Annotated in this window: 14 protein-coding genes; 11 read left to right on the top strand and 3 right to left on the bottom strand. The window is 26.5% G+C overall.

Features of this window, described 5'->3' with window-relative positions:
- The first annotated feature begins 9 nt into the window (after positions 1–9).
- The 4 genes from addA to ybaK all read left to right on the top strand — a co-directional run bounded on the left by addA (position 10) and on the right by ybaK (position 6805).
- Positions 10–3717 carry a helicase-exonuclease AddAB subunit AddA gene (gene addA / locus BN346_RS18945; protein WP_040330689.1) on the top strand — a complete coding sequence of 1236 codons (3708 nt, stop codon included), beginning with the start codon at positions 10–12 and terminating at the stop codon, positions 3715–3717.
- A 67-nt stretch (positions 3718–3784) separates the two neighbouring features.
- Entirely contained in the window at positions 3785–5110 is a 1326-nt protein-coding gene (locus tag BN346_RS18940) for an MATE family efflux transporter (protein WP_040330634.1), read from the top strand.
- A gap of 319 nt (positions 5111–5429) precedes the next feature.
- The gene (locus BN346_RS18935; protein WP_040330633.1) at positions 5430–6146 is read left to right on the top strand and encodes a hypothetical protein; all 717 of its coding nucleotides are present in this window, start codon (positions 5430–5432) and stop codon (positions 6144–6146) included.
- 182 nt (positions 6147–6328) lie between these two features.
- Positions 6329–6805 (top strand): Cys-tRNA(Pro) deacylase, encoded by a 477-nt coding sequence (ybaK, locus tag BN346_RS18930; RefSeq protein WP_040330632.1) that lies wholly within the window; start codon positions 6329–6331, stop codon positions 6803–6805.
- A 57-nt stretch (positions 6806–6862) separates the two neighbouring features.
- Here the strand turns inward: ybaK and yjeM (BN346_RS18925) are convergent, their stop codons facing one another.
- Together yjeM (BN346_RS18925) and yjeM (BN346_RS18920) are read right to left on the bottom strand one after the other, a co-directional pair.
- Positions 6863–8368 (bottom strand): glutamate/gamma-aminobutyrate family transporter YjeM, encoded by a 1506-nt coding sequence (gene yjeM / locus BN346_RS18925; RefSeq protein WP_040330630.1) that lies wholly within the window; start codon positions 8366–8368, stop codon positions 6863–6865.
- 647 nt (positions 8369–9015) lie between these two features.
- On the bottom strand, positions 9016–10521 hold the full coding sequence (gene yjeM / locus BN346_RS18920) for a glutamate/gamma-aminobutyrate family transporter YjeM (protein ID WP_040330629.1): 1506 nt from the start codon (positions 10519–10521) through the stop codon (positions 9016–9018).
- A gap of 845 nt (positions 10522–11366) precedes the next feature.
- Between yjeM (BN346_RS18920) and BN346_RS18915 the strand changes: the two genes are divergently transcribed.
- The 7 genes from BN346_RS18915 to BN346_RS18885 all read left to right on the top strand — a co-directional run bounded on the left by BN346_RS18915 (position 11367) and on the right by BN346_RS18885 (position 17536).
- On the top strand, positions 11367–12407 hold the full coding sequence (locus tag BN346_RS18915; RefSeq protein ID WP_040330627.1) for a zinc-binding metallopeptidase family protein: 1041 nt from the start codon (positions 11367–11369) through the stop codon (positions 12405–12407).
- Positions 12398–13429 (top strand): M42 family metallopeptidase, encoded by a 1032-nt coding sequence (locus tag BN346_RS18910; protein WP_040330626.1) that lies wholly within the window; start codon positions 12398–12400, stop codon positions 13427–13429. Before BN346_RS18915 ends, BN346_RS18910 begins: the two co-directional genes overlap by 10 nt.
- 76 nt (positions 13430–13505) lie before the next feature.
- On the top strand, positions 13506–14492 hold the full coding sequence (locus BN346_RS18905) for a hypothetical protein (protein WP_040330624.1): 987 nt from the start codon (positions 13506–13508) through the stop codon (positions 14490–14492).
- Between the two features lie 34 nt (positions 14493–14526).
- On the top strand, positions 14527–15528 hold the full coding sequence (locus BN346_RS18900; RefSeq protein WP_040330688.1) for an ABC transporter substrate-binding protein: 1002 nt from the start codon (positions 14527–14529) through the stop codon (positions 15526–15528).
- On the top strand, positions 15503–16267 hold the full coding sequence (locus tag BN346_RS18895; RefSeq protein WP_040330623.1) for an ABC transporter permease: 765 nt from the start codon (positions 15503–15505) through the stop codon (positions 16265–16267). Before BN346_RS18900 ends, BN346_RS18895 begins: the two co-directional genes overlap by 26 nt.
- Before the next feature lie 37 nt (positions 16268–16304).
- On the top strand, positions 16305–16985 hold the full coding sequence (locus BN346_RS18890; RefSeq protein ID WP_051540522.1) for an ABC transporter ATP-binding protein: 681 nt from the start codon (positions 16305–16307) through the stop codon (positions 16983–16985).
- A gap of 14 nt (positions 16986–16999) precedes the next feature.
- Positions 17000–17536: a GNAT family N-acetyltransferase gene (locus BN346_RS18885; protein WP_040330622.1), complete on the top strand. Its 537-nt coding sequence runs from the start codon at positions 17000–17002 to the stop codon at positions 17534–17536.
- A 49-nt stretch (positions 17537–17585) separates the two neighbouring features.
- Here BN346_RS18885 and BN346_RS18880 read toward each other — a convergent pair whose 3' ends face one another.
- The gene (locus BN346_RS18880) at positions 17586–18497 is read right to left on the bottom strand and encodes a patatin-like phospholipase family protein (RefSeq protein ID WP_040330620.1); all 912 of its coding nucleotides are present in this window, start codon (positions 18495–18497) and stop codon (positions 17586–17588) included.
- Positions 18498–18567: the final 70 nt, after the last annotated feature.

The raw sequence follows: 18567 nt of genomic DNA, 5'->3' as shown, positions 1-18567 counted from the left end.
GTGGCAAGTATGAAATTTACTAAGGAACAAGAAGCAGCTATATATACAAGAGATGCTAATTTATTAGTTGCAGCAGCTGCAGGTTCAGGTAAAACAGCTGTATTAGTAGAAAGAATTATAAAAATGATAACAGATAAAGATAGGCCTATAGATATAGATAGGTTGCTAGTAGTTACATTTACTAATGCAGCGGCCTCAGAAATGAGAGAAAGAATAGGAAAAGCAATATCAAATGAAATTAGTAAAAATCCAACTTCAATATATTTACAAAGACAATTAACATTATTAAATAAAGCTAGTATTACAACAATACACTCTTTTTGTCTAGATGTTATAAAAAGAAATTTTCATATGATAGATTTAGATCCTAATTTTAGAATTGCAGATGAAACAGAAACCTTAATTTTAAAGCAAGAATCTCTAGATGAAGTTTTTGAGGAAATGTATGAAGAAAAGGATGAATACTTTCTAAAATTAGTTGAAAGTTATTGTAATAATAAGAATGACTTAAGTTTGTTTGAAATGGTTTTAGATTTATATAATTTTTCAATGAGTAATCCATATCCAGAAAAATGGCTTAATGAAAAAAGTGAACTTTTAAATATAGAAAAAAGTGACTATTTAAATAGCGAATCAATAATAGAAATGTTAAAAATTGATATTAAAACAAAAATAAGTGAAGCTTTTAATAATATAAATGATGCAAAAGAAATAGTGGATAGAACAGAAAGCTTATTAAAATATCAATCAGTAATAGATTGTGATTTTTTCTTTTCACAAAATATAAAAGATAATAGTAATGATTTAGATAAAATTAGAGATTTATTTTTGCAACTAGAATTTAAAAAGATGCCAACAATAAGCAAATGTCCAGATGTAGAATTACAGAAATATGTTAAAAAGAATAGAGATAACTATAAAGCTTTAATGAATGAAATAAAAGAAAATATAGAAAAAATTTATTCAAATTCTAATTATGATGATTTGGAATATATTTATCCACTAATTAAAAAGCTTTGTGAGTTAGTTATAAAGTTAAGAGATAGATATAGTGAAAAGAAAAAAGAAAAAGCTATAATTGATTTCAATGATTTTGAGCATTTTGCACTTAAAATATTGACTGAAGAAGTAGATGGGAAGATAGTACCATCTAAAGTTGCAGAAGTTTTAAGGGAAGGTTATGATGAGATACTTATAGATGAGTATCAAGATTCAAACTATATTCAAGAATATATATTAAATATGATTTCAAAAAAACATATTGGAATTAATAATATATTTATGGTTGGAGATGTAAAACAAAGTATATATAGATTTAGAATGGCTAAACCAGAATTATTTTTAAATAAGAAAGAAACCTATAGTTTAGAAGAAGGAAAAGAAACTAGATTAATAAAATTATATAAAAATTTCAGAAGTAGAAAAGTAATAATAGATTCTGTAAATTATGTTTTTAGAAATATAATGAGTAAAGAATTAGGTGAACTTGATTACAATGAAGAAGAAGAATTAAATTTAGGTGCTGATTACAAGGAAATAGAAAGTGGTACTTGTGGAGGGCCAACAGAAGTTATATTAATCAATAAAGATGAACTTTTAGAACAAGTAGAAGACGGTGATGATGAAGAACCTTTAAGTAGCATAGAATTAGAGGCTAAAGTAGTTGGAAAAAGAATACTAGATTTAATTGATGAAAAAAATCAATTTAAAGTATTTGATAATGATTTAAAAGATTATAGAAATGTTAAATACAAAGATATTGTTGTATTATTACGTTCTACAAAAAAATGGGCTCCAGTATTTGCAGAAGAACTTAAAAATTTGGGGGTTCCTGTTTATAGTGACGCAAATGATAGTTATTTTAATAGTTTAGAAATAAAAATTATGTTAAGTCTTTTAGAGATAATTGATAATCCAATACAAGATATACCATTACTTTCTGTACTTAGATCACCAATAGTTGGCTTTACATCAGAAGAAGTTGTAGATATTAGATTAAACAGCCCAGAGACATCTATATTTGAAGCATTAAAACAGTATATTGAATTAGGAGAAAATGATGAATTAAAAAATAAAGTTAAAAATTTCTTAAGTAGATTAAAAGTATGGAGAGATAAATCGTTGATAATGCCAATATATGAACTTGTATGGAGTTTATATATGGAAACAGGATATTATGGATATGTAGGAGCTATGCCTGCAGGCATAAAAAGACAAGCAAATTTAAAGATGTTATTTCAAAGGGCCAAACAATATGAAAGCACAAGTTATAAAGGATTATTTAATTTTATAAACTTTATAAATAAATTAAGAACTAGTAGTGGTGATTTAGGTTCTGCTAAGATTATTGGCGAGAATGAAGATGTAGTTAGAATAATGAGTATTCATAAAAGTAAAGGTTTAGAATTTCCGGTTGTATTTTTAAGTGGAGCCGGAAAAAAACCAAATACAATGGATATTAGAAATAAAATATTAGTTCATCAAGAATTAGGATTTGGTCCACAAATTGTAGATATAGAGAAAAGAGTATCACATTCTCCACTGATAAGAGAGATTTTAAAAAGTAAAATAGAAAAAGAAAATTTATCAGAAGAAATGAGAGTATTATATGTTGCTTTTACTAGAGCAAAAGAAAAATTAATTATTACAGGCGAAGTAAAGTCTATAGAAAAGTCTTTAGAAAAGTGGAATAATGCCGCTAAAAATGGAAAAGAAAAAATTCTTGAAGGTTACTTATTAAAAAATAATACTTATTTAGATTGGATTATGCCAACTATAATAAAACATCCAGATGGAAAGTTTTTGACAGAAGATTTAGATAGGGTAACAGGTACTGTTATACTGAATAATGATGTACTTTGGAATGTAAGATTTGCTAAACAAGATGATTTATATAAAGAAGATAAAATTTTAGATGAGCTTGATATAAAAGAAAAGTTAAATAAATTAAATTCAAAAGAATGTAATGATGAATTAGCAAGTGAAATAATTAATAGATTAGATTTTAAATATAAGTACCAATTAGCAACAAATATAAAAACTAATATTACTGTTTCGGAGATAAAAAGGTTAAATAATTTAGAGTTAGAGGAAGAATTTGTAGAAAATAAAAAGCTTACTTCTGAATATATAAAACCAATAGTTAATAGACCAAGATTTTTAGAAGAAAAAAAGGAACTAACTCCAGCTGAAAAAGGAACTGCAATGCATGCGGTTATGCAAAGATTAGACTTTAACAAGATAAGCAAGCATGAAATTGAAGAGCAAATAGAATTTATGGTTTTAAAAGAATTACTTACAACTGAGCAAGCTAAATCTATAAGAATTAATAAAATAGAAGCATTTTTAAAATCTAAATTAGGTAAAAGAGTTATAGAAGCAGATAGTAGAAGTGAATTATTAAGAGAAGTTCCATTTAGTATTGAAGTAAGTGTAAAAGAGGCTTATAAAGAACTTGAAGGAATAGAAAGTGATAATTACAATAATGATTATCTAAAAGTTCAAGGAATAATAGATGGATATTTTGAAGAAGATGGGAATATAATACTATTTGATTATAAAACTGATTATGTTACAGAGGAAACTAAGAATCAAATTATAGAGAAATATAATATTCAATTAGAGTATTATAAAGATGCTATAGAAAGAGGAACAGGGAAAAAAGTAACAGCTAAATATTTATATCTATTTTCAATTGATGAAGCAGTTGAATGTTAAGATGGAAAAGTTTTAATATTATCAACTAAGTTTAATATACAAATATAGTAGAAAAAGAGGGAAAGAGATGAGAAAATTAGATTTATTAGAAGGGGATATAAAAAAAATCCTATTACACTATTTAATTCCGTCGGTGTTGTCTATGTTAGCAGTTTCAGCTTATGTATTTGTGGACACTGCATTTGTTGGATATGGAGTAGGAAGTACAGCACTTGCAGCACTAAACATATCAATACCAATATATAGTGTATTTACGGCATTACATTGTACTATAGGAATAGGGGGAGGAACGTTAGTTTCAATAGCTATAGGAAAAGGTGATGAAAAAGAAAAAAATAAAGTTTTTTCAATAGCAGTAATTATGGCAATAATTGTTGGAATTATATTAACGATTATAGGGGTTATATTTCCTAAAAATATTGCTTCACTTTTAGGTGCTACTGAAGAAATTAAACCTTTAGTTTCAATATATATAGGGATAATTAGTGCAGTATCATGGGCTTTTTTATTAGTGGGAGTATTAAGCGCGTTCATTAGAAATGATAAAAATCCTAGACTTGTTATGATTGCATCAATAGTATCAAATTTAGCAAATGTAATTCTTGACTATGTATTTATATTTATTTTTGATTTAGGTATAGCTGGGGCTGCATTAGCTACAGCTATATCTCCAATAATAAATTTATTAATTCTTTCTACGCATTTTTTAAGACAAAGAGGAACTCTTAAATTTTCAAAAGTAGCTATGGAAAGTAAAATTATAAAACGAATAGTGAAAAATGGATTTGGAAGTTTTATACTTGAAATATGCGGAGGAATTATCATATTCATATTAAATAATATTTTTATGAAGCTGGGTGGAGAATTATATGTAGCTGCGTATGGCATAATTGCTAATATTGCATTTTTAGGCATAGCTGTGTTTGAAGGAATAGGTCAAAGTATACAACCAGTTGTTAGTGTTAATTTTGGAGCTAAAAAAAGAAAAAGAATCTTAGAAAGTTTAAAGTATGCAGTAATATTATCAATGAGTTTTGGTATATTTATATATGTGATTTTCCTATTATTTCCAGAAACAATTCTTAAACTTTTCACAAAGGATGATTTACAATTAATAAATATAACAGCGAAGGCAATGAGAATATATTTCTTTGGATATGCACTTATGGGTGCAAATATGGTATTTTTATATTTCTTACAATCTATAGAGGAATCTAAGATGGCAATATTTATATCACTAAGTAGAGGTATCATATTTGTAATTTTAGGATTAATAATACTTACACCTGCATTTAAAATAAATGGAGTATGGTTTAGTGTTTCATTTTCAGAAATTTGTACTTTTATATTAGGTATATTTATTTTAAAAAAGGATTTAAAAAGGAATAATTAAGTAAATTTATTTAGGGAGATAATAATCTCCCTTTTTTATTATACGTTATAGTATGAAGTAATCTAAGCAAATATGCGTAATATAGTTTTAAAATTAGTACATAGAGATAATAAGTAGAATTTGAAGGGTAACATTAGGTATTTAACTTTGAACTAAATAGTGTAATAACATATAATGAAGATAGTTTATGGAAAATATATGAATAAATATGATTATATTTACAGTACTGAAATTATGATTTTATTTTGATGATATATGAAAAGTCTTATTAATAAGTTAAAAAAATACTACTTAATATAAGTAGTAGTGAGGTGAGAAAATGGAAAAAAGCTTGTTAAGTATAGATTGGGATTACTTTATTAAAATAAGACCAGAATGGTGTGGCTCATATATTGAAAATGAAAGATGTTTAGTAGATATATGGTATAAAAGATACATAGAAGAAAATATAAGAGGTATAAATTTAGAAAAAGAGATTTATATCAATACAAATACTAAAAGATTTTGGAATTTTATTAAAGAACGATTTAACTTAAAGAAAGACATTGAGGTATTTATATCTGATTCACATAAGTTTTCATACAAAATTGCAAAGGACAATAAATGTGATAATATAATTTTATTTGATGCCCACAGTGATTTAGGGTATGGAGGTTTATCGTCTTTAGAATTTGAACTAAATTGTGCAAATTGGTTAGGTAAATTATTTAAAGATAATATAATTAATAAATCAACTATAATATATAGTCCATATACAATGGAACAACCTAATGATTTTAGTGAACTTAATAGTAAGTACAATATTGAATATGTTATGAATAGATGGGATATAGAGTATGAACAATTTAAAAATAGTGAAATATCAGCAATTCATATTTGTAGATCTGGGGCGTGGAGTCCACCATGGTTAGATAAAAAATTTTACGAGTTTATAAGAAATTCAGAATTAAAGGTTAGAAAGCTAGAGGATATTACAAGAGACTGGAATCCAAAAAAATTAACATTCTCTGATGAAATTAATTACTTAATAGGGTAAGAATTTGACTTTAAACCCTACAATAAAGTGCTTCCTTAACAATTAATTATAAAATGAGATATTAATCTATCTCTATAAAATTAAAAGGATTAGACGTATAATATGTTTAATCCTTTTAATTTTACTTTTTAAAAAAATATTTGGTAAAATAATAGTACTTATAGGATTAAGGAGGTAACAAGATGGCTCAAGCAAAAACTAATGCAATGAGAATATTAGATAAGGAAAATATAAAATATAATATTAGTACATATGAAAATAAAGATGGAAAAATAGATGGTGTATCTGTAGCCAGTAAAATAGGAAAAAATGTAGAAGAAGTGTTTAAGACGTTAGTGCTACAAGGACAATCTAAAGAAATATATGTTTTTGTTATTCCAGTAAATGAAGAATTGGATTTGAAGAAAAGTGCTAAAGTTGCTGGAGAAAAAAAGGTTGAAATGATTCATGTAAAAGATATAAACAAATATACAGGTTATATAAGAGGTGGTTGTTCTCCAATAGGTATGAAAAAACTGTATAAAACATTTATACATAGTACAGCAGAAAATCTAGAAACTCTAGTAGTAAGTGGTGGAAAAATAGGTATGCAAATAGAACTTTCACCAAAAGATTTAACAAATATTATAAATGGGAATTTCCAAGATATAATAAAATAAAGTTGGATATAAAAAGTAAAAGCATTGACTTATATAAGTCAATGCTTTTTATTTATTTTATAATTGTCCAGCCTTTTTCTTTTTGTCATATCTAGAATATAAAACTAGAGCAACAATTGTAAAGAATATAGGTCCAGCTACACTCCATATAGTTGTGAACCAATCTCCGTTAAGAGCAGGTTCTACAATTGAAAATACGTTAGCAAAACCAACTGTAGCAGTAACAACTATAGTAAAGATTGTTATTAATCCTTTACCTTTAAACATTTCAAATGGTCTATCTAAGTTTTGTTTTGACTTAAATGCAATGAATGCACCAGATAAGAACATATAAGGTATAGTCATTGAAACGTTAGTCATAGCTATAAGTACATCAAGGAATTTGCTTGCTGCTTTTCCTCCGAAAGATACTAGAAGTATAATTACTATAACAATCGCAGCTTGTACTAGCATAGCTGTTTTAGGCATTCCATTTTCTATTTTACAAAGTTTTTCAGGTAATAATCCTTTTGGAGAACCTTCTATTAATTGTTTTAAAGGAGCATAGCTTAATGTGAAGAATGCACCAAGTAAAGCAAGTAACATTGAAAGTCCAACAAATCTAGCAGTCCAGTTACCTACTTGGATAGCTACTGCTTCTGTAGCACCAAATACAGATGCTAAAGTAAATCCTAAGTTGTTCATTACAACATAACCAACGTTAGCTTTATTAACTGTGTCTGGTGATAGAGTTGCAGACCAGTTAGTGAATACTCCTATACAGAAAATTCCAATAGAGTATCCAACAGCAATTACGATAGCTGCTATAGTTAATCCTTTAGGGAAGTTCTTTTCAGGATTTTCAGTTTGGTCAACAAGACCACCAACAACTTCTGTTCCTCCAAATGCAAATATTGCATAAACTAAGAATGAAAGCACTGCTATAGGTGATGCATATGCTGGATTTGGAGATTTCACGAATGAAGCCATAGATTCGATTGGTTGAGCTAATTGTCCTTTATTCATTATTAATACAATTATAGCTCCTCCAATAAGTAATATATTAAGTAAAGCAACTGCTGTACCACCAACAGATGTTATTTTCTTTATTTTATCTAATCCTTTAGATCCGAAATAAGTTATTGCTATTATTATTAATATACCTAATATACCTAAAGTTTTAGTTGTATCTAGTCCAAATAATGACCAGTTACTAGTATTATCGTATCCAGAAATTGCATTTGATACTGGAATCCAAATACTTGATGATACGTTAACCATCCATATTATTTGAGCTGAGTACCACATAAAAGTAGCAATGAATGCATATCTTGGTCCAACAGATTTTTCCATCCAAGAGTAAATTCCACCTTTTTCACTTTTAAAAGTAGAACCATATTCTGCAATCATAAATGCAAATGGTATAAAGAATATTATTGCTGATATTATGTAGAAGGGAATTGCACCATAACCCATTAAATAAAACGATCTTGGCATGTTGTTAAATCCGTAAACAGATGTAAAGATCATAAGGATTAAGGCCATAAGTGATAACTTTTTAGAGTCATTGTTATTTGATGACATTTTTGTTTCCTCCTTAACAGTTTATTAATTTATTATTACAAAAATAAATTATACACCATTCGACAAAAAATACAAGAAAAATTTTTCTCTTGCACTAATTGATTTAATTTAAAATATTCAAAAAAAAGAATAAATAAAATCAAAACAAATCAATCAAAACGAAAAATATGCAACTTTTTAAATGAATATATAGAAAAATACAATATAAAAGTAGTATTTCTAAAAGTTTAAAAAATAATTCTTAAAAATAATTACCAAAAATTACATGGACGTAAACATGAGCTATTTGAAGGAATAGGATGAAAATGCGTCAAAATTTTATTCAAAAATTGAAACAAATACATGTTTATTTAAGAAAGGAAAAGATAAAGTTGAAATTATTGATGAAGAGATAATTCAACTAATTGTCGAATAATTTAAAATTGAAAATAAATAGAGATAATAATTTCAATATTAAATTATAGAACAAAATTACAAAAAAAATATAATTATACTTTAAAAAAAATGAAAGTTTTATGTAATATTGATTTTCTAATTTTTATAGAAAGTAAAGGTATAAAATCAAGTAAATATGAATATTTCTTTAATTTATAGTAATATACAAAAAATAAATGCACTAGATTTATTTAATCTAGTGCATTCTTATTTTAAAGTTTTCCTAATTTTTTATTTCTTTCATATCTGCTATGAAGAATTAGTGCAATAAGTGTAAATACTATAGGACCTGCTACACTAGCTATGGTTGTAACCCAATCTCCATTAATAGCTGGTTCTATTATTGAGAAGAAGTTTGCAAAGCCAACAGTAAATGTAACTATTACAGTGAAGAATACTATTAAACCATTTTTATTGAATATAGAAAATGGCTTGTCAATTTCTTTTTTACGTTTAAATGCTATAAATGCACCAGAAAGAAACATATAAGGAATAGTCATTGAAACATTAGTCATAGCAACAAGTATATCAAAAAACTTATTCATTTTACTTCCGCCAAATGAAACACAAGCAATCATTATTATAACTATAACAGCCTGTACTATCATTGCGTTTATAGGCATTCCGTCTTTAAATTCACAAATTTTTTTAGGAAGTAATCCTTCAGGACAACCTTCTATTAATTGTTTTAATGGTGCATAACTCATTGTAAAAAATGCTCCTGTTAAGCAAAGAAGTAAAGAAAGTCCAACAAATCTAGCAACCCAGTTTCCCATTTGAATGGCTACAGCTTCACTTGCACCAAATGCAGCACCAATTTGATAGCCTAAGTTATTCATAATTACATAAGAAACATTTGCCTTATTAACAGTTTCACCAGAAAGAGTAGCATCCCAATTAGTGAACACACCTATACAGAATAATCCAATTGCATAACCAATAGCAATTATGATTGCAGAAACAGCAATTCCTTTTGGAAAATTCTTTTCAGGATTTTCAGTTTCATCAACAAGACCACCAACAACTTCAATACCACCATATGCAAATATTGCATAAACTAGAAATGATAACATTGAAATTGGAGTTAAATATGATGGATTTGGTGAATCAATAAATGAACGCATTGATTCTATTGGTTGAGCAAGTTCTCCATGATTTCCAATTAAAACAAGTATAGCTCCTACGAAAAGTAATATGTTAAGTAGTGCAACAGCAGTACCACCGATAGATGTTATTTTCTTAATTTTATCAAGACCTTTAGTTGACACAAATGTTATAACAATAATTAAAATAATAGCGAGTATTCCTAAAGTCTTAACACTATCTAATCCAAATAATGACCAAGTATTAGTCTTATCTTTTCCATAAATAGCATTTGAAAATGGTATCCAAATACCAGATGATACATTCAACATCCAAATAATTTGAGATGTATACCACATAAATGTAGCAATAAAGGCATATCTAATACCTACGGATTTTTCCATCCAAGAGAAAATACCACCTTTTTCACTTTTAAATGCAGCCCCATATTCTGCAATCATGAAAGCAAAAGGTATAAAGAATATAATTGCTGAAATAATGTAGAATGGAATAGAACCATACCCCATTAAATAAAATGATCTTGGCATGTTGTTAAACCCATAAACAGATGTAAAGATCATAAGAATTAGTGCCATTAAAGATAGTTTTTTAGTTTCATTACTTTTTGATGACATTTTATTTCCCCCCATTTTGATACTTATAACTTTTAGTTAATTATATATTTAAAGAAATAAGTTAGTAAGTTTATATAAATGTAAGATATGTACGATTAATCATTTTAAATTTATATGTATAAAATTTTATGATAAATATACAGTTACATTTAAATATAAAGCTAAAATATTTCAATAAATGCATCCCAAAGTAAAAATATTTTATAAAAAATTTTTTTGAAAACTTAAGAAAAATATAGGAATATAAAAAACTCCCAAAACAAAAATCACATTAAGTTTTAATTAATATTTTAATAAGTATTATATTTTAAACAAAATCTGTTAAAGGATTAACTTCAAAACTATGATCTATTGTAAATATTATACACCTGTTATTACAAAAAACAATACAAGATTTCCAAAAATTCAAATTTTTCAATTTATATAATATTCAATTGAAAAAAAATAATAAATTATAAAATAATAATAAAAAATCATATATAAATACGTATAAAATATTAAAAGTGTTAAAAAGTTGTTAAGTTTTTTAATACTAATATATGTTTATGTTGATTAAATGTGAATTTATTTTCTTAATATGAAGGGAAAATAGGTAATAAACAATAAAAATTTAATAAAAGTTTGATTTGAATAAAATTGAATGAAAAAAATATAGAGATTTGTTGTAATATATGAAAACATTAGAATATAATTAACAATTTATTAAAAATAAAAGTTAAACAAATAACAAACTTAAATAAAAAATGGTAAAAAATAAAAAAAAATAGTGATATGTATTTAATAATGGTATTATGATAAAATTAATTTATTAGAAAATTAAGAATAGTAAGAAGGGAGAGGGGATTATGGAGGAAAAAATTTTACTAAAAGAATTATGTGAAAGTCATGGACCAAGTGGAAGAGAACATTGGCTTTTTGATATTATTGATAAATCTTTTGGAAAGTTTGGAAGTGTTACAAGAGACAATTTGAACAATGTAATTATAGAGAAAAAAGGCAATGGAAAAGGAAAAATAATGATTATGGCTCATGCAGATGAAATTTTCATGGTAGTTACAGCTATTGGTGAAAATGGATTTTTAGAGTTTACTGGTAGAGGGATAGATCCTAAAGTGCTAGTATCTCAAGAAGTTATAATACATGGAAAAGAGGAGATTATTGGTATTATAGGGGTAAAACCTCCTCACTTAATGGATGCAGAAGATAAAAGTAAAGCTGTTGAAATGAAGGATTTAAGAATAGATACAGGATATAGTAAAGAAGATATAGAAAAAAAGATAAATGTTGGAGATTTTGTTACTATAAAAAGAAAGTTTGTAGAACTTTTAAATGATAATGTTTCAGGAAAAGCATTAGATGATAGAGCATCAATTGCATCATTATATACCTGTGCAAAAGAACTTGAAAATATAAATCATGATTTAGATGTTTACTTTGTTTGTTCGTCACAAGAAGAAGTTGGACATAGAGGGGCAAAAACAGCAAGTTTTGGAATAAGACCAGATATAGGGGTAGCTATTGATGTGGGATTTGACAATAGTATATTAGGCGATAGTGATTCTAATACAGGATTAGGTGATGGAGGAATGATTTCCATAGGACCTAATATACATCCAAAATTAAGAAAATATGTAGTAAATGTTGCAAAAGATTATAATATTCCTTATGGGGTAGAGGTTTGTCCAGGAGCAACAGGAACTGATGCTTGGGATATACAAACAGCAGCAGATGGAATTCCAACATTACTATTTTCTATTCCTCAAAGATATATGCATACATCAGTAGAAGTAGTTAATATGAAAGATGTTCAAAATGTAGGAAGACTATTAGCTAAAGTTATAGGAAAAATAAAATATGAAGATTTGGAGGGGATATTATGTTTCTAGCTAAAGAGCTTGAAAAGGGAAATTTGTTAGATAAATTAACTTCTGCATCTGGACCTTCAGGATATGAAGGTGAAGTAAGAAAAATAATAAAAGATGAAATAAGTTCTTTTGTAGATGAACTAAAAGTAGATAAAATGGGAAATATAATAGCCCATAAAAAAGGAAATGGACCTAAAGTTATGATAGCAGCTCACATGGATGAAGTTGGCTTCATAATTACTGGATATAATAGTGATGGAACTTTAAAGTTTAGCGGGCTTGGTGGAGTAAATCCATTATCAATGCCTTCAAAGTTGGTTTTTATTGGAGAAGAGAAAATACAAGGAATTATTGGTGCAAAAGCAATACATCTTCAAAGCAAAGATGAAAGAAAAAAAGCATTTACTTACGGAAATTGCTGTATAGATATTGGAGCTAAAAGCAAAGATGAAGCAATGAAAATGATAGATTTAGGAGAATTTGTAGTATTTGATAATGAATATGATTGTTTTGGAGACAAGCTTATAAAAGGCAAGGCTTTTGATGATAGAATGGGATGCTTAGTTCTAATTCAGGCATTAAAAGAAAATTATAATTGTGATTTGTATTGTGTATTTAATGTACAAGAAGAAGTTGGAGAAAGAGGCGCTTATGTATCAGCTTTTAATGTTAAGCCAGATGTAGCAATTGTTTTAGAAGGAACAATATGTGCTGATATGTGTAATATAAGCAAAGAAAATAGGGCAACAGAAATAGGTAAGGGACCAGCTATATCAATTATGGATAGAACAAGCATATTTAATGAAGAAATGGCAAGAAACATTATTGAGGTAGCTATCAAAAATAATATACCATATCAAAGGAGAAAAGCCATAGCTGGTGGGAATGATGCTGGTATAATTCACACTGTTGATGAAGGAACAAGTAAAATAGCAACTATTTCAGTTCCATGCAGATATATACATTCAGCTATATCAGTAGCATCACAAGAAGATTATTTAAATACATTAAAACTTTTGAAAACATATTTAAAGACAATGTAATTAAATTTATATGTAAAATTATTAATTTATAAAAATGATTAGTTAATATACTACATTTAAAATAGGGAGGAAAATTATGGACATGTTATTAGAAAAAATGATAAATACATTTACAACAAGTAGTCATGAAGAAAGTATGAGAAATAAGATAATAGATGAAATAGATATATTAGGATTAACTTATGAAATAGATAAAATGGATAACTTAATAGTTAAATTAGGAACAAAATCTAAAAATAATAAAGATATAATGTTAGTAAGTCATATGGATTCTGTTAGTTTAATAGTTACATTCATAGATGATAATGGATATGCAAGGGTTGGAACAATAGGTGAATTTAATTTTGAAGATTGGATTGGCAATATAGTTGAGTTTGCAAATGGAACTATAGCTAGAGTTTGTGCAAGTAAAAAAGAACCTAAAATATCAGATATATATTTGGATGTATTTTCTAGTAGCAAGGAAGAAACTCTTAAAAAGATACAAGAGGGAGATGTTGCTATACTAAAAAAAGATGTAGTTAAAATTGAAGATAAAGTTATTGGTTCAACATTGGATTCAAAAATTTCTTCATATATATTATTAAATACACTAATAGAAATAACTAAGGATAAAGAAAAAATAGAAAACTTAGATCATGAAATCTCATTTGTTTTTTCAACAGAAAAACAATTAGATGGAAGAGGTGCAAGAGCTGCTGCCTATAAATTAGATCCAAGTTATTGTATTGTTATTGATGTAGAAGAAGCAAATGACACATTAGGTGGAGATAGCAAAGTAAAACTAAATAAAGGTGTAGGTATACATGTTTTAGATAGAGATTTAATTGTACATCATGAAGTAAAAGAAATGTTAGAAGAATCATGTAAGGATTTAAAAATAGATAATCAATATATTTTTAATGAAAAAGGAACTAATGGAGGAAGAATTCATAAAGAAAGATGCGGTATAAAAACAGGGGCATTATCAATACCAATGAGATATAAAAATACATTAAATGAGGTAGTTAAAATAAAAGATATAGAAGATGCTATAAAAGTTTTATTAAAAGTTGTTGAATAATATTCATAATTCAAAGGAAGAAGGATTTGAAAGTATGGTAAAAAAAAGAGTATTATTAGCATTATTAGCAGGGGTAATGATATTAGGTGGATGTCAATCAGAAAATAAGGGTTCGCAAAATAAAGAAAAACCAAATGAAACTCAAAAATCAGTTGTTCAAGTTGTGGTTCCAGATGGACTACCTGCAATAACCATATCAAAAATGATAAAGGAAAATCCAGTACTAGATGAAAATGTTGAAGTAAAGTATAGTGTAGAAAAAGGTCCTGATGGACTTGCATCTAAAGTACTAGGTGGAGAAGCGGATATTGCAATAGTACCATCTAATTTAGCAGCACAAAGTTACAATAAGGGATTAGGATATAAATTAGCAGCTACAGGTGGATTTGGTTCATTTTCATTAATTGGACAAGGTGAAATAAAAACATTAGAAGATGTTAAAGGTAAGGAAATAACAAGTATTGGTAAAGGGTTAACTCCAGACATAGTATTAAAATCAATACTTAAGGAAAAGGGAATAAATCCAGACAGTGATGTAACATTAAATTATTTAAGTGGGGCAACAGAACTTGCACCAACATTTTTAGCTGGAAAAACTCAAGTAGCACAAATACCAGAACCAATGCTTACAAAAGTGTTAAAGAAAAAAACAGATACAAATATAATAATGAATTTAAATGAGGAGTGGAAAAACACATTTAAAAGTAAAAATGGATTTCCACAAAGTAGCTTAATAATAAAAAAAGATTTAATTGAAAATAATAAAAAGTTTGTTGAAAAATTTATAGATGAATATGAAAGTAGTATAAAATTTGCAAATGAAAATACTGATAAATTAGGTGAATATGTTGAAGCAGCTGGTATATCTATAGAAAAAGAAATATTAAAAGATGCAATAAAAGGTGCTAACCTTAAATTTGTAAGTGCTGAAGATGGAAAAGAAGATTATGAAAAATATTTTGATGTATTAATGAAATATGATTCAAAAGTTATAGGTGGAAAACTACCAGATGAAGAAATATACTTTAAAAAATAATAAAACCAAAACATTAGGAGTAGTTTTACTCCTAATGTTTTGGTATTTAATATATTATTTTGTTGGCAATAGTATAATAATTCCATCACCAATTGAAACGGTTATAGAAATTAAGAGTATAGTTTTAGGTGAAAAATTTTTATTTATTATAGGAAGTACTTTTGCTAGAACTATAATAGCATTTATAATGGCAGTTGCATTAGCAGGAATTCTAGGCATTTTATCAGCAGTTAGCAATGTTATATATAATTTTTTAATTCCAATTTTAAAATTGCTAAAGACTATGCCAACTATGGCAATGGTAATATTAGCACTTATATGGTTAAAAAATGATAAAGCACCAATATTAATGGCTATATTAGCTATATTTCCAATAATATATGAAGGAATTCTAAATAATATTTTAAATGTAGATAAAAAGATTATTGATATGTTAAATTTATACAATGTAAGAACTATAGATATTATAAAAAAAATATATATTCCGAAAACAATTAGTGGAATAAAACAAATATTCTCATCAACACTAGGGTTATGTTTTAAAATTATAATAGGTGGAGAAATACTAGCATCACCAAATAATTCTATTGGTAGTGAAATACAATTACAAAAAATATATTTAAATACAGCAGGTGTATTTGCATGGATATTTATAATTATTGTTTTGTCTATGATACTGGAATTAATCATTTTTTATTTTCAAAAGATGTTAATATATAAATTAAAAAATAGAAACTAAAAGTTATTATTTTAAAAGAATTTTGGGAGAAGTTGGAGTGGATGGAATTTTAATAAACAATATTAGTAAGAAGTTTAATGATATAGAAGTATTAAAAAATGTTTCTATGAAATGTGAAGCTAATAATGTAACATGCATACTTGGACCATCAGGTTGTGGAAAAACGACGTTATTAAATATTATTACCGAAAGTATAAGTGATTATGATGGGAAAGTACAGGGATATGATAAGAATAAAGTAGCGTTTATATTTCAAGAAGATAGATTGATAGAGTGGTTAACTATATATGAGAATTTAAGTTTAGTATTAAAAAGGAAGTTTACAAAAGAAAGTTTAAAAAAAGATATTGAAGATGGATTAAAGAGTATTGGAATGGAGAAATACTTAGGGTTTTATCCAAAAGAATTAAGTGGTGGAATGAGACAGAGAATTAGTATATTGAGGGCTTTTTTATATAATGGAGATTTATTAATAATGGATGAGCCATTTAAATCATTAGATATTAGAAATAAGAAACTGCTTATAGATGATTTTAAAAGGTTAAGAATTAAAAATAAAAATACAGTAATATTTGTAACACATGATTTAGAAGAAGCAATAGAATTAAGTGATAAAATATATGTTTTTTCAGATAAACCTACTAAAGTTAAAGCAGAAATCATGAATGATAGTAATAAAGATGTTAAAAATTATATAAGAAATTTAATGTTAGAATAAAAGGAGAAATTGATATGTATTATGGAGAAAAAGTTAAATTAAGAGCATTTGAAATAGAAGATGCAAAAGTACTACATAAATTTATAAATGATTTTGAAGTAAAGAATAATTTAAGTTTAAAAACACCATTACCAATAAGTTTAATAGAAGAGGACGAGTTTATAAGAAAAAATAAATGTAATATTAATGGTAGTTTAAATTTTGCAATAGAGGATTTAGAAAGTTCTAAATTAATAGGATCTTGTGGACTTGCAGATATAGATTTAGTCTCAAGACATGCAAAATTAGGCATAATGATAGGAGACAAAGAATACTGGAATAAAGGATATGGAAAAGATATAATAAGAACATTGTTAAATATTGCATTTAATCAAATTGGATTAAATAAAGTAAAACTTGGAGTATTTGAGTATAATAAGAGAGCAATAAAGTGCTATGAAAAAGTTGGCTTCAAAATTGTAGGAGTAGAAAAAGAAGATATATATAGAAATGGAAGATATTATGACCATTATATTATGGAAATATTTAAGAGAGATATAAGAGAAAGATAAAATTAAAAAATATAAAGCATATTTAATATTTAAATATGCTTTATATAGGCTATTTTAAAAAATAATTTTCAATAAATGAATAACAATCAGATAAATCTATACTATCACCTATAAGTTTTAGCAAAGGAACCTTGGTATAGTCATCTAATTGAATATCATGTTTTATTATTGGATTTAATCTAAAGTAATTTTTTGAGAGCAACTCTTTACAATAAAAATCTTCTAATGGTTGATTATTGTCAAGAAGTATTGAAATAAGAGGAGTTTTAACTTTAGAAAATGGACTAAAAATCCATTGAAGGGATCCCCAATTATGAGTATTTGCATTAATTTTCTGAGGATATACTCCAGTACCTATAGATAAAATTCTAAAATCAGAAATTTTATGAGCATTACTTTGATTATGAATAACAGAAAACATAGAAGCTGCTGTAGGACTGTTTAAAATTACACCACCATCAATAAAATTATTGTGTGATGGAAAATATGTTGGTGCAGCAGAACTTGAAAGTGCCACATCGATAACTTTAAAATTTGATGTAGGATTTTGGGTTAAATTATTAAAAAATACAATTTGCCAATTATTGTTGAGAAGGCCATCTGTTTTAAATGCAGGCACTAGAACATATTTTTTTAAATCTGATAATAATAAGTCTTTAGGAAAAGCTGTATAAAGACTTTTTTTAAGATTTTTGTTAGAATATTTAGGTCTAAATAGATTTAAGTGAGATGGAGTAAAAATTTTTTTTGAGTTAATAGGGTTATAAAAAAAATCAATTTGGGAAGGATCACGGCCATAAGCTAAAGCCAGTGCTATTAATGAACCAGTGGAAGTTCCTGCAAACATATTTGTATCTTCAATTAGTGTAGGATATTTATCACAAAGTCTTTTAAAAAGTTTAGCTGAAAGAGCTCCACGTATACCACCACCATCAAATGAAATAATTCTAAAAGTAGACAAGACAAAAACCTCCTAAATTTATCAATTATATATATGTTATTAAACGTGAATAATAATTGTGATAGATTTA

The organism is Clostridium ihumii AP5, assembly GCF_000612845.1.
In the GTDB taxonomy this organism is placed as follows: Bacteria; Bacillota; Clostridia; order Clostridiales; family Clostridiaceae; genus Clostridium_J; species Clostridium_J ihumii.
The sequence above is the reverse complement of the archived record's forward strand: the minus strand, read 5'-3'. Positions and strand labels throughout refer to the sequence as shown.

Excerpts from the sequence above, each read along its gene's own strand:
- BN346_RS18895 (WP_040330623.1), top strand. The coding sequence starts at position 15,503 with ATGAAGAAATATACTTTAAAAAATAATAAAACCAAAACATTAGGAGTA.
- BN346_RS18905 (WP_040330624.1), top strand. The coding sequence starts at position 13,506 with ATGGACATGTTATTAGAAAAAATGATAAATACATTTACAACAAGTAGT.
- BN346_RS18910 (WP_040330626.1), top strand. The coding sequence starts at position 12,398 with ATGTTTCTAGCTAAAGAGCTTGAAAAGGGAAATTTGTTAGATAAATTA.
- BN346_RS18915 (WP_040330627.1), top strand. The coding sequence starts at position 11,367 with ATGGAGGAAAAAATTTTACTAAAAGAATTATGTGAAAGTCATGGACCA.
- yjeM (WP_040330629.1), bottom strand. The coding sequence starts at position 10,521 with ATGTCATCAAAAAGTAATGAAACTAAAAAACTATCTTTAATGGCACTA.
- BN346_RS18900 (WP_040330688.1), top strand. The coding sequence starts at position 14,527 with ATGGTAAAAAAAAGAGTATTATTAGCATTATTAGCAGGGGTAATGATA.
- ybaK (WP_040330632.1), top strand. The coding sequence starts at position 6,329 with ATGGCTCAAGCAAAAACTAATGCAATGAGAATATTAGATAAGGAAAAT.
- yjeM (WP_040330630.1), bottom strand. The coding sequence starts at position 8,368 with ATGTCATCAAATAACAATGACTCTAAAAAGTTATCACTTATGGCCTTA.
- BN346_RS18885 (WP_040330622.1), top strand. The coding sequence starts at position 17,000 with ATGTATTATGGAGAAAAAGTTAAATTAAGAGCATTTGAAATAGAAGAT.
- BN346_RS18940 (WP_040330634.1), top strand. The coding sequence starts at position 3,785 with ATGAGAAAATTAGATTTATTAGAAGGGGATATAAAAAAAATCCTATTA.
- addA (WP_040330689.1), top strand. The coding sequence starts at position 10 with ATGAAATTTACTAAGGAACAAGAAGCAGCTATATATACAAGAGATGCT.
- BN346_RS18935 (WP_040330633.1), top strand. The coding sequence starts at position 5,430 with ATGGAAAAAAGCTTGTTAAGTATAGATTGGGATTACTTTATTAAAATA.